Source organism: Psychrobacillus antarcticus (genome assembly GCF_029533155.1).
GTDB lineage: Bacteria > Bacillota > Bacilli > Bacillales_A > Planococcaceae > Psychrobacillus > Psychrobacillus antarcticus.
In genome coordinates this window covers 1-15,082 of record NZ_JAIZDB010000004.1, presented here as the reverse complement: position 1 = coordinate 15,082, position 15,082 = coordinate 1, and the positions used below count along the sequence as shown (strand labels likewise).

The 15,082-nt window shown below is 36.7% G+C and carries 10 protein-coding genes and 2 tRNA genes; 1 reads left to right on the top strand and 11 read right to left on the bottom strand.

Annotation, left to right across the window (positions count from 1 at the left end):
- Positions 1–657: 657 nt before the first annotated feature.
- The 7 genes from yihA to LDK52_RS02785 all read right to left on the bottom strand — a co-directional run bounded on the left by yihA (position 658) and on the right by LDK52_RS02785 (position 11,826).
- Positions 658–1,242 (bottom strand): ribosome biogenesis GTP-binding protein YihA/YsxC, encoded by a 585-nt coding sequence (gene yihA, locus LDK52_RS02815; RefSeq protein ID WP_277584433.1) that lies wholly within the window; start codon positions 1,240–1,242, stop codon positions 658–660.
- 2 nt (positions 1,243–1,244) lie between these two features.
- Positions 1,245–3,563, bottom strand: a complete 2,319-nt coding sequence (lon, locus tag LDK52_RS02810; protein ID WP_277584432.1) for an endopeptidase La — start codon at positions 3,561–3,563, stop codon at positions 1,245–1,247.
- Positions 3,564–3,707: 144 nt separating this feature from the next.
- Positions 3,708–4,976: an ATP-dependent protease ATP-binding subunit ClpX gene (gene clpX / locus LDK52_RS02805; protein ID WP_277584431.1), complete on the bottom strand. Its 1,269-nt coding sequence runs from the start codon at positions 4,974–4,976 to the stop codon at positions 3,708–3,710.
- Positions 4,977–5,144: 168 nt separating this feature from the next.
- On the bottom strand, positions 5,145–6,431 hold the full coding sequence (gene tig / locus LDK52_RS02800; protein WP_277584544.1) for a trigger factor: 1,287 nt from the start codon (positions 6,429–6,431) through the stop codon (positions 5,145–5,147).
- Positions 6,432–6,564: 133 nt separating this feature from the next.
- Positions 6,565–7,563, bottom strand: coding sequence for a hypothetical protein (locus LDK52_RS02795; RefSeq protein WP_277584430.1), 999 nt, complete (start codon positions 7,561–7,563; stop codon positions 6,565–6,567).
- Between the two features lie 1,157 nt (positions 7,564–8,720).
- Entirely contained in the window at positions 8,721–10,187 is a 1,467-nt protein-coding gene (locus LDK52_RS02790; protein WP_277584429.1) for an alanine/glycine:cation symporter family protein, read from the bottom strand.
- Positions 10,188–10,224: 37 nt separating this feature from the next.
- Positions 10,225–11,826, bottom strand: coding sequence for an amidohydrolase (locus tag LDK52_RS02785; protein WP_277584428.1), 1,602 nt, complete (start codon positions 11,824–11,826; stop codon positions 10,225–10,227).
- 328 nt (positions 11,827–12,154) lie between these two features.
- Between LDK52_RS02785 and LDK52_RS02780 the strand changes: the two genes are divergently transcribed.
- Positions 12,155–12,228 (top strand) — tRNA-Arg (locus tag LDK52_RS02780).
- Positions 12,229–12,940: 712 nt separating this feature from the next.
- Here LDK52_RS02780 and LDK52_RS02775 read toward each other — a convergent pair.
- The 4 genes from LDK52_RS02775 to LDK52_RS02760 form a co-directional block, all read right to left on the bottom strand.
- Positions 12,941–13,858, bottom strand: a complete 918-nt coding sequence (locus LDK52_RS02775) for an HNH endonuclease (protein ID WP_277584427.1) — start codon at positions 13,856–13,858, stop codon at positions 12,941–12,943.
- A 442-nt stretch (positions 13,859–14,300) separates the two neighbouring features.
- Positions 14,301–14,374 (bottom strand) — tRNA-Arg (locus tag LDK52_RS02770).
- 85 nt (positions 14,375–14,459) lie between these two features.
- Positions 14,460–14,957 (bottom strand): metallophosphoesterase family protein, encoded by a 498-nt coding sequence (locus LDK52_RS02765; protein ID WP_277584426.1) that lies wholly within the window; start codon positions 14,955–14,957, stop codon positions 14,460–14,462.
- Between the two features lie 16 nt (positions 14,958–14,973).
- Positions 14,974–15,069, bottom strand: coding sequence for a non-canonical purine NTP pyrophosphatase (locus LDK52_RS02760; RefSeq protein WP_422662702.1), 96 nt, complete (start codon positions 15,067–15,069; stop codon positions 14,974–14,976).
- Between the last annotated feature and the right edge of the window lie 13 nt (positions 15,070–15,082).

The following is a 15,082-nucleotide window of genomic DNA, read 5'->3' as shown; positions in this document are numbered from 1 at the left end:
GTGGTGGCTTTCCACTTTGTTCATTAAATAAAATGAGTAATGATAAATAATGAATATAAGCAAACGGAATCGCTAATTCACGGAGAATCCTCTTGCAATCTTTTTCAGTTAGCAGGAACAAGTTTGTTTCGAAGAGGCAATTACTATTGCATTGAATTTATCTAATCATATTATTACAGCGATAATCTATGCAAAATCTTATCATTGAGTACTACTGCCTTTATCGATTGGAGTGAAGGTGGCGATTCCAGTGGGATGAGTGAGACAGATGAGATATCACAGCGACGCGTGTGCTGTGGTGATAGCTCATCGCTCACCCCGCGGAGGCCCACAGGAGGTGGGTTATGCAATCGTTGCCGCAGGACGCGGCGAACTTAGATTGCCTTCCTTTTGGAGATGGCGCACTTAGCCTTGGTTGCCCACCTGAAATGCAAATCAGTAGTATTATCTATTCATTCTTTCCCCCTTTCCCCCTTTAAATACAGTGTTCATGCTGTATATTTATATACGCTTATCTATTAAAAAAAGCGGGCTCTTGATCGACTAATCGGTCAAGAACTCACTGGGGAATAATTTATAATTTTTTACTTCTAATCAACTATAAAGAATTAAATAATTTTAGAGATAATACAAAATTCTCCAAATTAATAAGTAGCCTTATCTAATTCTACTTTCAATTTCAGCCCATGCTGCATCGAAGCCTAAACCTGTGTCTGATGAAAAAACGATTAATGGATCACCTTTGTCCATTTGAAGCTCATCTTTTACGATCTTTTTATGTTTATCCCATTTCCCTTTAGGGATTTTGTCTGCTTTGGTAGCAATAACGATACAAGGGATATTATAGTGCTTTAGGAAATCATACATCATACAGTCATCGCCAGTTGGTGGATGTCTTAAATCAACGATTAAAACAACTGCTTTTAAAATGTCGCGAGAGGTAAAATAAGTTTCAATCATTTTACCCCAAGCAGCACGTTCTGTTTTAGATACTTTTGCGTAACCGTAACCAGGTACATCTACAAATATCAATGATTCCTCTAATTTATAAAAATTCAAAGTTTGTGTCTTACCTGGTTTAGAAGAAATCCTTGCCATGCTTTTTCGACCAATCATTTTATTGATAAAGGATGATTTCCCTACATTTGAACGTCCAGCTAAAGCTATTTCAGGTAAATCACCCTCTGGATATTGTGCTGGTCTTACTGCACTTATTAGTAATTCTACATTATGAATTTTCATTGTTATGCCTCCTCTAGAGCCAGTTGAAGAACCTCTTCAGCATCGGAAACAAAATGGAATGTTAATACTTCGCGAACACTTTCTGGTATATCTTCAATATCGCGCTCATTATCTAACGGACAAATAATTGTCGTCAAACCTGCACGATGTGCACTTAGTGTTTTTTCTTTTAAACCACCGATAGGTAATACCCTACCTCTTAATGTAACTTCTCCTGTCATACCAACTTCACGTTTAATAGGACGTTTAGTTAGTGCAGAAACAAGAGCAGTAACAATAGTAACCCCCGCTGAAGGACCATCCTTCGGAACAGCTCCCTCTGGAACGTGAATATGGATATCCTTGTTTTCATAAAACGTAGGATCAATTCCAAAATCCTCTGCTTTTGAACGTACATAGGATAATGCTGTTTGTGCGGATTCCTTCATCACATCACCGAGTTTACCAGTCAATTGGAGCTTGCCAGTTCCAGCACTTAGGGAAACCTCAATTTGTAGAGTATCTCCACCTACTGAAGTATAAGCGAGTCCTGTAGCTACTCCTATTTGATTTTCGGTTTCAGCCTGTCCGTACCTAAATTTTCGTTTACCTATAATATTTTCAAGACTTTTTGTTGTAATCGAAACTCGTTTTTTATCACTTGATACAATTTTAAGCGCGGCTTTACGACATATATTAGCTAGTACACGATCCAAACTACGTACTCCAGCTTCCCTTGTATAATATCGGACGACATCCAGTAAAGCGTCATCTTTAACCTGAAGCTGACTTTTCGTTAAGCCATGCTCTTTCAATTGTTTTGGTAATAAATGATTTTTCGCAATAGAAAGCTTTTCTATTTCTGTGTAGCCAGCAATCGATATAATCTCCATACGGTCACGTAATGGTCCAGGAATAGTACTTAAATCATTTGCTGTAGCTATGAAAAGAACATTGGATAAATCATACGTCTCTTCGATATAATGATCGCTAAATGAATTATTTTGCTCAGGATCTAATACTTCTAGCATTGCAGCAGATGGATCTCCTCTAAAGTCATTCGACATTTTATCGATTTCATCGAGTAAAAATACTGGGTTAACCGTTCCTGCTTTTTTCATCCCTTGAATGATACGTCCAGGCATAGAACCTACATAAGTTCTACGATGTCCTCGAATTTCAGATTCATCCCGGACTCCCCCAAGAGAGATACGCACAAAATTACGTCCTAAAGACTCGGCAATCGACTTAGCCAAGGAAGTTTTACCGACACCTGGAGGTCCTGCTAAACAAAGAATCGGCCCTCTTAAAGATTTCGTTAACTGTCTGACAGCCAAATACTCTAGCACACGCTCTTTAACAGTCTCTAAGCCTTCATGGTCTCTATTCAATATAAGTTCAGAACGTTTTATATCTAACTGGTCTTCTGTCGATTTAGTCCATGGAATCGAGACAATCCATTCGATGTAATTTCGTATTACACCGCTTTCTGGAGCTTGGGTAGGAAGTTTTTCATATCGATCCAATTCCTTTAATACATTTTTTTGGGTATCTTCAGGTAAACCGGCTTCGTTAATACGTTTTTTCAGTTCTGCAACTTCACCTGTTTTACCTTCTTTATCTCCGAGCTCTGTTTGGATTGCTTTCATCTGTTCACGAAGATAGAACTCTTTTTGTGTTCTTTCCATCGCTTGCTTGACCCTATTATTTATTTTCTTTTCTAAGTCCAATATTTCTTGCTCATTGTATAAACGACTGACTAACCATTCCAGACGTTCTTTAACATCCATTATTTCTAGTATTTCTTGTTTACCAGAAATTTTTAATGGCAGGTGTGAAGCAACCATATCTGCCAAACGACCAGGTTCTTCAATATCAACAACCGAATTGTACGTTTCTTCGGAGACACTCTTAGATGATTTTGAATACTTTTCAAAATTATGTACTAGCGTACGCATGAGTGCCACATCTTCTTGATCTGTTTTTTCTGGTTCGATAAATGCAGTCACAGCAACCTCGTCAAATGTATCAAGCTGATTAAAATCATCCCAAATAGCACGTTGTAATCCTTCTACTAAAACCCGCATCGTACCATTTGGCAACTTCACCATCTGTTTTACTTTTGCAATAATCCCTATGTCAAAAAGATCTGACATATCGGGGTTTTCTATAGTCATATCTCTTTGAACAGAAAGAAATAACTTTTCCTCCCGTATCATTGCTTCATTCAGTGCAGCGATAGAACGCTCACGCCCTACATCAATATGTAAAATCATTGTAGGATAAACGAGTAAACCTCTAAGAGGCAGAACTGGATAAAATACTTTTTTTTCTTTAGTCATTTGGATAGTCACCTCCAGCTTATTCTGTCCGAATAATTCATTAATAATGCCTCTTATAATAAAAGTTCTATTAAGTTGAAAAAGCTGACATCCTTGCATGCGCTATGCACGCGCAGATTGGAAGCCAGCTTTGTCAATCGCTAATTAAGCCGATGTTTTTTCATTATCTTTTTCTAATTCAGTGCCATCCTCTAATAATAACTTAGGTTTGGACTTTTCTGTAATAGATTCTTTTGTTATTACACATTCTACAATATCATCTCTAGAAGGTAATTCGAACATTACATCAAGCATGATATTTTCGATAATGGATCGAAGACCACGAGCACCTGTCTTGCGTTCGATCGCTTCTTTAGCTATCGCTTCTAATGCATCGTCTTCAAATGTTAACTTCACATTATCCAACTCAATCATTTTTTGATATTGCTTAGCAAGCGCATTTTTCGGCTCTGTAAGAATTTGAACTAATGCACTTACGTCCAATTGTTCTAAGCTTGCAAGCACTGGTAAACGTCCGATGAATTCTGGTATTAAACCAAATTTCAATAAATCCTCTGGTATTAATTGAGAAAGTACGGAACCTTCTGCAACTTCTACTTTGTTAGGATCTGCTCCGAAACCAATTACTTTATCGCCTAAACGACGTTTAATGATTTGTTCAATACCATCAAAAGCTCCACCTACGATGAATAAAATATTCGTCGTATCGATTTGTAAAAATTCTTGATGAGGATGCTTACGACCACCTTGTGGAGGAACGCTTGCAACAGTACCTTCTAATATTTTTAGAAGTGCTTGTTGTACGCCTTCACCGGAAACATCACGTGTAATAGATGGATTCTCGGATTTACGAGCAACCTTGTCTATTTCATCAATATATATAATTCCTTTTTCAGCACGTTCGATATCATAATCAGCTGATTGAATTAGTTTTAAAAGAATATTCTCTACATCTTCCCCTACATATCCTGCCTCTGTTAACGAAGTCGCATCTGCAATTGCAAACGGTACGTTAAGAATTCTTGCAAGTGTTTGGGCTAATAATGTTTTACCACTACCAGTAGGACCTATTAATACTATATTAGATTTAGCTAATTCCACTTCATCGATTACACTATTTGAATTGATACGTTTGTAATGGTTATAAACAGCAACCGCAAGTGATTTTTTTGCTCGTTCTTGTCCGATTACATATTCATCTAAAGTACCTAAAATTTCTTTTGGTTTTGGGACTTCTTTAAACTCTACTTCCTCTTCAATTCCTAGCTCTTCTTCTACAATCTCAGAACAAAGATCGATACATTCGTCACAAATATATACGCCTGGTCCTGCCACTAATTTACGAACTTGTTCTTGTGGCTTACCACAAAAAGAACATTTTAAGTTCCCTTTTTCATCATTGAATTTGAACAAAATATTCACCCCTATTCAAGCAATTATGTTACAAGATTCTCAGCAAGTAATCAAATAATACGTTCAAGTACGTTTTTTATATATTTATATATGCTATGTATGGCATAGAACAAGGCACAGTAGCTCTGTACCTTGCTCTATTTGTATTAATATCGTATGGAGTTATGATTAAGAAATTTTAGCGTTTTCCACTAAGAATTCAACTGTTTTTGCAAAACGTAGATCGTTTGCAAGAACCTCAGTACTACCAAGGGCACGTTTAATATCTTCCACATTCATATTGAATTGTGCGCTCATTTTTTCTAGCTCTGTAGTAATTTCATCTTCTGAAACTTCAATATTTTCTTGTTTACCAATTGCTTCAAGCGTTAATGAAACTTTTACGCGGTTTTTAGCATCTTCTGTCATTTGAGTACGTAATGCTTCTTCATCTTGACCAGAGAATTGATAATAAAGATCTAAGTTCATACCTTGTTGCTCTAAACGTTGACCAAATTCTTGTAGCATGCGGTCCGTTTCAGATGCGATCATCGCTTCAGGAATATCAATTGTTGCATTTTCAGCAGCAGCTTCCACTAATGTATCTCGAAGTGTTTGAGTAGACAATTGTTTTTTCTCTTCAGTTGATGCTTCTTTCAGTTTAGCACGTAGAGCGTCGATGCCATCCACTTCAGCATCTACTTCTTTAGCAAAGTCATCATTAAGTTCTGGTAATTCTTTCCCTTTAACTTCTTTGATAGTTACTTTAAAAGTAGCAGCTTTTCCAGCTAATTCAGCAGCATGGTATTCTTCTGGGAATGTTACTTCAACATCTTTCGCATCTCCAGTTTTTGAACCGACTAATTGCTCTTCGAAACCAGGGATGAATGAATTAGAACCGATTTCTAATGCATAATCTGTTCCAGATCCACCTTCAAAAGCTTCACCATCAACGAATCCTTCGAAGTCGATTACTGAAGTATCGCCATCAACAATTGCATCTTCTTTTACAACTAATTCAGCTAAACGACTTTGATGGCTTTGAAGTTGCTCATCGATTTCTTCGTCAGTCACAGTTTCCTCTAATTTAGTTACTTCTAGACCTTTATAGTCTCCTAGAGTTACTTCTGGTTTTACAACAACTTTAGCAGTGAAAACTAAAGGTTGACCTTTTTCCATTGTTACAACATCGATTTCTGGTTGATCGACAGGGTCAATTCCAGCGTCTTCAATAGCATGCCCATAAGCATGTGGAAGAATGATATCTAATGCTTCTTGGAATAATGATTCTACACCGTACATTTTTTCGAACATTTGACGTGGCATTTTTCCTTTACGGAAACCTGGTACGTTAATTTGTTTAACTACTTTTTTAAACGCTTGGTCTAATCCTTTTGCTACTTCTTCTGCAGTAACTTCTACAGTTAATAAACCAATATTTCCTTCTTGTTTTTCCCATTTTACAGTCTGATCCATTGACATATATTCTACCTCCAAATAATAATTTACAATAATTTAGCAGCCTGTATCACACATTCATACAGAACAGATTTTCACTAATTATATTGACAACTTGTATATTATAGCATAGTTGAATAGAGTTTCAACACTATTCACCACTCAAAACTTCTAATGATTCTTCCATTACTATAAGCAAGTCAAAGAACTCATCTGACCGCAATACGCTATTGCCAAACAATACATCCACATATTCGATATATTTGTTAGCTACTACTTCATTAGTATATCCTACCCAATCAAAAGGAAACAAGGTATAAGCATGTCGATGAACCATTTCCAAAGTCATCTGAAGCTTACTTGGATCTTTTTCTAGCAAGTTCTCGATACATCTTTTTATGGGCTCTACTCGGTCCACCGCAGTATGCTCTGGTGGTGCTGTCGGAATAATAGTTTCTTTAAATCCGAATTTTTCAACCGTAACTTCATTGTCTACTCCAGCAGCACCCAGCAGTAAAAGAGCAAGTGACTTAATAGTAGGGATTATGTCCGAACCTTCGATAATAGCAATGAGTTCCTCCGTTATTTCAGTAATATCTGTATGAAATGCCTCTTGTATTAAATGTTCTTGTTGCCCATAAGGTAGTTTTATAAAGCTACTTAGCTCAAACTGCTCCTTGTCAAAGTTGGTTTTTGTCTCTTCATCTGCAGAATATGTAGTGTCCGTTAACATCTTGATGCTCAATTCTTTCAGTTGTTTAAAATTTTTCTTTTGTTGAAAAGTATATGTAGAATCTTTCATTAATCCATCTAACACTTCGTTTAATTGTTTGTATTCTTTTAAATCGAGTAAGATCGTCAAATATAATTCAATAACCTGCTCAAAAAAAGGCGATCTTTTTTCGTAAAGAGTTTCACATATTTTCTTCGCATCTAAAGGTCTACCTGCTTCTAGTAATGACAGGATATAAACACTTTGTACCATATCACTTAATTCTTTATATTTGCTAGCCTCATCAAAGCAAGACACTGCTTCTACAAAATTGGTCTCTTCCGCAAATTTCAGCCCATTTTCAACATATTTTTCAATCATTCCTGGGAATAAAATGACGTTTTCATCCTTTATAATTGGATGATTCTTTTTTTTCAACACAACTCGCCACCTTCACTAACTTCTCTATGTACTTTATTATATCATTTTTTCTGTATGCACAGATACAATTTGTTTAAAGTGTTTAAATAGTTTGAATAGTAAAATAGATGTACCTGATTGACAATTGATCAGGTACATCTTAATTATAGCGCAAAAAGTAATTATCATCGCAAGTTACTATCTTCTTTTGTACTAATCGTATCCTCTTAGTAATTTACATCTCCTTGTCTCTTTTTTTCATTTTGTTTAGCCATTTTGTTCTCTCCTCATTTCTAAATTTCATCATTTATGTTAGTCAATATATTCCCTATCTTTAGAGTTATAAACAATCCAATCCCTGTTCTTTGTTTTTTTACATCCAATTAAGAAAAACCGGGCAATAAAACGCCCGGTCCTCTAGGATCTAAACCTGTTTCTACTGTTTTCGAAGGGCTTTGTACAGATTTATTGCTATATAATTACCGTTTGATTTTTTAAAAGATGCTGGTCGTGACTGAAGTCACGACCAGCATCTTTTTTTCTCGGTAATCTTATGGCTATTAACTGTCCGTCGCCCTTCTACAACTTTTAGAAACGGGTTAGTTCATTTTTGGGGTAACTAGAGAAAAGCTAAATTCCTATATAGAGAAGTAGCTCACGAAGATGCAATTTCGTTCGCTATTTCGCTTCTTTATTTAGTGAACACTAACTATTTCTCTTTATTTCCTCTGGTATAAAAGGATATCTACTTTCTACATCCTTCTTTCCAGAATAGTATCCCTAATGCTTCAGACGGTTTTTCACTATATTAAATCTGGCTATTATTATAATCTAAGCGAGAGTCTATGTAATATCCCCTAGTTTAGTACTACTCATTTAATTGATTGGAGTGAAAGTGGCGACTCCTGTGGGAACAGCACGAGCTGAAAGCCCCGCAGGAACGTAGTGACGAGGAGATTGAAGCCGTGCCCACGGAGGCCAACAGGATGTTGGTCACAAAGGCGTTGCCACACGATGTGGCGCTCTTAACCTTTGTACCCCACCTGAAATGCAAATCAGTAGCATCAATCATTCTTAAAAGCCCTGTAAAACTGGTGTTCATGCTGTATTTTTATATACTTTCTTATCTTTTAAAAAAGACAAATCGTATTTCGACGATTTGTCTTTGGTAATCGCTATTTAGTGCTTTCTTTTTTCACCTTATCCTCGTAAAACACACTAAAATTAGGGTCGACTATTCCTATATTTAAGTATCTAGCTTTGTAGTCTCGAAGCAGTTCGAAGAATTTTTTACTTAAGAATAATATAACGATTAAGTTAACAAAAGTGGGGATTGCCGTAGTTATATCTGCAAAATACCAAACTGCTTTTCCAGGCATATCATTCATTACTGCATAGATTACCATTAACGAACCAGGAATTGGATACAGCCATTTGAACAGTGTTAATATTCTATATTTCAATGCAAGCTTCTTTTCATTATTAAATACATGTCTTAACAAGATTTCATAATACGTATACCAACCTGTAGAAGTGGTTAGTCCAAACAAGAAGATGGATATTGTAATAATATATCTACCAAACTCTCCAATTCCAATTTCAAATGCAGACAAGGTTAGTGCTGCACCGTCCAAGCCTGAAGACCATACGCCTGTTATGATAATAGTAAATGCGGTGATAGAACAGACGACCATCGTATCCGCGAAAACCTCCATCGCTCCCCACATTCCTTGCTTCACAGGATGGGCAGTCTTAGCTGTAGAATGTATCATTGGTGAAGTACCCCAACCAGCCTCATTACTGTAAACCGCACGAGCAACCCCCATACGAATTACTTGAGCAATTGCCGCTCCTGTAAACCCACCAACTGCTGCCATTCCAGAAAAAGCACTATCAAATATTAAAGAAAAAACAGGAATGATTTCGGTGTAATTTTTTAAAATAATATAAAGTCCGGCAATCACATAGAACAAGCACATAAACGGAACGAGCAATGAAGCTATCTCTCCAATCCGTTTGATACCACCATAAATAATAATATAAATAATAGTCAAATAAATAAAAGAGGCAGGAATCATTCCAATATTAAACGTCGAGCTAACTGCCTCTGAGATTGTATAATTTTGAAGAGTAATAAAAAATGTTGTGAAAATACCTAAGCCGAATAGTATTGCTGGAACCTTCCAATACTTGAAATTCTTTTCCTCTCCAAGCCCTTTTTCCATATAATAAGTCGGTCCGCCATATGGGTTACCTTTTTCATCCGTATTTCGGTAATACACAGATAAGGTTACTTCCACCGTTTTTGTAATCATTCCCAGGAGAGCAGTAATCCACATCCAAAAAACTGCTCCAGGTCCTCCAATAGCAATTGCAGTAGCAACACCACCGATATTCCCTACCCCAACACTTCCCCCAATAGCTGTAGCCACAGCTTGAAATGGAGTTAATATTCCTTTTGTATCTTCTGTTTTCTCTTTTTTGCCAAAAATTTTTCCAAATGTTTCTTTAAAAATATGCGGTAAATAACTAAACTGAAAAAGTTTACTGCCTATTGTAAAATATAGCCCTACAAATAGAACTGTAAATATTAGTGGTAATCCCCATAACCAGCCAACAATCGTTTCCAGTATTGCATCCAAAAGCATAACCCCTCTCCGATTTCTGATTTTTAAGATCTTATCTTTGGAACCTTATTACTCCTCCAATTACGGTCATTTCCGTTTCGGTCGTAAATAATTCGTCGGGACACTCCATTCGAAAAGGATTTTTAGATAAAACGGTCATATCTCCCAACTTGCCCCGTTCTAATGTTCCTTTTAAATTTTCTTCATTGGTAGCATAGGCACCCCCCACTGTGAATAAATGAATGGCTTCATGCATAGACAATTTTTCTTGTTTATTGTAACCATCATGGCTTTCACTAGCCTTCCTTCTAGTAATAGCTGCATGAATACCTAATAAAGGATTTAAGGGTTCGATTGGAGCATCCGAGCCCCCAGCACTTATTACACCATTATCTAAGAGGCTTTTAAAAGGATACGAAAACCTCGCTCTTTGTTTTCCGAGTCTATCCTCAATCCATGGATAATCACTTGAAACGAATTTAGGCTGTAGATCCACTATTCGATGAGGACTTCTTAATCGCTGTATTAATTGTTCATTCAATAAAGAAACGTGAATGAGCCTATCACGATAGTTGGACGGTTTAAATTGATCTAATATATCAAGGACATCTATAAGTGCCTGATCTCCAATTGTATGTATGGCTACTGGCATATCTTGCAGTCTGATATCACGAATAAGTTGAAATAAGACTTCATTATCGTACATTGCATTTCCAACATTGTGTGGATCATCTAAATAAGGCTCCATTAGATGAGCAGTCCTTCCACCTAATGCACCATCCGCAAATAATTTTATTGCACCTATTTTAACGTTGTCATTTCCATAGCCAGTGCTCATTTCAGAGGTAATCATTTCCTCCAAATACTCATAATCTATTAACAGATTACTACGAGGTCCAATTCCATCTTGATTGATAAGTTCATCAAACAATTTATACGTTTGTCTTGCTCCTCCAAGATAGTTCGGGTCATTCGTGTGAATACTCGTTAAGCCTAAACTAATTGCTTGTTGCAAGCCCGCTTGTAAAGCACTTTTTAACTGCTCATAGCTTTTCTTCGGAATATGTTTGGAGATAAGGCTTGAAGCAGTTTCCAACAATAATCCATTAGGTTTTTTCGTTGCAGGATCAAGTACTATTGTCCCTCCATAAGGAACGTTAATATCTGGGTGGTAGCCACATACTTTCAGAGCAGTACTATTAACCAAAAATGCATGTCCACAAATTCGCGGTAGAAAAAGTGGCGTATTCGGCGAAACTCTGTCTAATTCTTCAATAGAGGGAATTTTTCTATCCGGAAAAATATTTTCATCCCAGCCTCTACCTAAAATCCACTCGCCAGGTTTCATATTAACTGCCCATTTCCTGATAGATTCCAATAAATCATCTGTAGTTTTCACATTAGTAAGATTCAGTTCTTGCAAATTGATCCCAACACTTGAAATGTGCAGATGACTATCTATCAAGCCAGGCACAACTGCCCTGCCTTCCAAATCGATAATTTTAGTTCCATTTCTTCCCCATTGTAGTAAAATCTCATCATTCGTTCCCATATCCATGATTTTCTCATTTTGAGTAAAGATAGATTGCACAACGGGTTCCTTCGGATTCATCGTGTATATCTGACCATTTATAAATATAGTATTCACTTTCATTCCCTCCTTTTCCATATATTTATTATAAGGTAAGCGCGCAACTAATTAAATAAATATTTAGATGTTTTATAATATTCCGTCTATTTTCAAAAAGTATATGAGGTCAAGTAATGATGTAGAACTATTCTTTTACAAACGCCAAAAAGCTATCCGCGTTATAATTTTATCTCGATAGCTAATCGCTTTATTCAATGTTCATATATTCTGCATAATAGTAACATGGTCTTTTGTTTTGATTTATGAATTGATTAAATAAATAAAAATCTTCCATTAACTCATTTTAGTGATAACATACAAAGGTAAGTGTTTTTGAAAGAACTTAGTACTTGTCTCAGTAGCTCAGCTGGATAGAGCAACGCCCTTCTAAGGCGTCGGTCGGGGGTTCGAATCCCTCCTGGGACATAATCAGAAATGTGTTAAAAACTAGTACAATAAGAATACCTCGTAAACGTTGTTAAATCAGCAATTACGAGGTTTTTTTCAATGCGAAGTTAAAACTCAACTCCTAGTTCAAATGCAAAAAAGAAGTCCAAAACAGGACTTCTTTTTTAAAAGATAAGAAAGTATATAAAAATACAGCATGAACACTGGATTTACAGAACTTTTAAGAATGCATAATACTACTGATTTCCGTTACATGTGGAGAACAAAGGCTAAGGGCGCCACGTCCTGTGGCAACGCCTTTGTGACCAACATCCTGTTGGCCTCCGCGGGCGAGGCCGTGCCTCCTTGTACGCTGCGCTGCCTGCGGGGTCTCGACTTTCTCGCTGTTCCCGCTGGAGTCGCCACATTTCACTACAATCAATTAAATGAGTAGTACTCCACTAGTAGATCTGCATAGCCTATCGCTTTGATGATAAGCGTATTCAAAGTTACTAGAGGGGTAAAACGGATTCTTGAATTAGGGGTAGTATTATATAAAGTGGACCTAGTTGATTGGAGCGCAGAGCGGCGACTCCAGTGGGAACAGCGCGAGCTGAAGACCCTGGACTGAGCGTAAGCGAGGGAAGCGGCTGAAGCCGTGCCCACGGAAAGCGTCCGCTCGTAGCGGAAATCAACGGCATATCTACGTTTTTATTTTTAGAGGACCGGGCGTCTTTTTGCCTGGTTTTTCTTAATGAAATATATTTTTTAGATGCCACTTGAAATACGGTTTATGCTCTTCATGTCTAGCAACCTTCTTTTTTGGATAGATATTATAAATTAAATAATCATCCTCCGGAATGGATGAAGAAATATGTAATCTACCCTGACCATCAAATGCAATATAACCTTTATAATATAAAGCATCATGATTGCGACAAAGAAGTAAACCATTATAGGGATCTACCCTTTCATTATGTGTACTATCTTTCCAAGGTTTAGAATGACTTGCTTGAAGTAAAATCGGTAATTCAATATCGCACAAAGCACATTTATTTTCCCACAATGGCAATAATTCTTTCTTAAATTTTTCTTGGCCTTTACGAATCATTAATTTTGCTTCAGATTCCATTTCAGCTATCAATGGAACAAAAGTATTACGCTCCGAACGGCGTACTGTTCCAATTGCTAATTCAAGCTGCTCCTCGTCTACTTGGTAGATGTTCAAATCACTTATAAGTTCTAATAATTTTATTACTAGTTGTTCATTACAAGGATATAAATAACCTGGGTTGCCATTTCCATCGTGTTGGAATGGCGAATACTTTATTGGAAGCAGAGCTAAAATTTCATGATAGTTTGACAGGATATTTAGAGGCTCTTCTAATTCATGATATTCTAATTCTACTAAATAACCACTATCAGTTAAGTGCTTATGACTTTTCAGATAGGAAGATTTAGTTATTTCCTGACATCCAGTTTTAGCCACGCTAATCGCAACAATATTACCTTTCACATAATGAAAGAAACGATCCCCTTCATTCACTTCCTTCATCCGGAGCCAAGAATGGGGTACTTGTCCTCCACTATCTTGTTGTGGAGACCAAATAATACCTAAATCTCTTTCCGCTTGATATGTTTCTCCTTGCATCACAACAAAGCTCTTCATCTATAAAACACTCCTTAAATTACATTTCACTTCAATTATATTAGGGAATCTAAAGCCTTTTCTTCATAAATATCATTTCCGAAACTAGTTATAAAAATCAATTTGTTCGTCGGGATTACCATCAACACTTTTATTTTTCTCTCGGATTGTTAACCAATTATAACATTTCAGCTATGATTGGGTTACGTTTTGAAAAATTGTAATCATTCGCTCCGTAATTACGATAACATCGTCTCAATAATGTATACATCAGCAGCTCTGTTTTCTCGGTCAATAAAACTATCCTCCATTCAATCGAGTCAGAAGATAGTTTCGTGTCCTACTTTGTGTAAATTGATAGAAATGAAAAAAAGGATTAAGTCTCTTGGACCGAAGTCCTGACTTAATCCCTTTCTAATCACAAACCCTTACTCTCTAAGAATTCATAACCTATTTACTTATATGTCCCAGGAGGGATTCGAACCCCCGACCGACGCCTTAGAAGGGCGTTGCTCTATCCAGCTGAGCTACTGAGACAAGTACTCCCCCACCTAAACGGATAGGAAAGACAAGATTTATTATATAATGACAACAAAGATAAGTCAACACTATTTCTAATAATTTATAAAGTTACTTTTTCTAGCAGTATATGCTCGTCTGAATAAAAGAGAACTGTCCAAGAATCTCCGCTATATTCAGCTACTGCGTAACTTTTTTCTTTACGTCCTCGAGGTTGTTGAAGGCTACCAGGATTGATAAATAATATACCTTCCTGCATTTCGGCTCCTAATAAATGAGAATGACCAAAACAAACAACGGAGGCTTGTACTTCTTGTGCTCGATAAAATAGCGACATTAGAGTCGTTTTTACATTGTATTTATGGCCATGAACTACAAGCACTTTAGCATCCTGGACAGAGAATAACTGCTCTAAAGGAAAACGATCATCGGTATCACAATTTCCACGAACAACATGGATAGGTTTTTCAAAAAAGTAATTTGCATTTAACTCACTATCTCCGCAATGGATAATTGTATCTACAACGTGTTTATGTCGCTCAATTACCTGATCCATTGTATTGGTAGCACTATGTGTATCACTCATAATTAATAACTTCATTTCCCACACCTATCCTTCAGAAAATTAAATCTTCCAAAACCAAAGAAAGTTTTTTAATAGCATTACCTCGATGAGAAATAGCTCCCTTTTGCTCTGCAGTTAGTTCTGCCATCATTTTTAGTTCA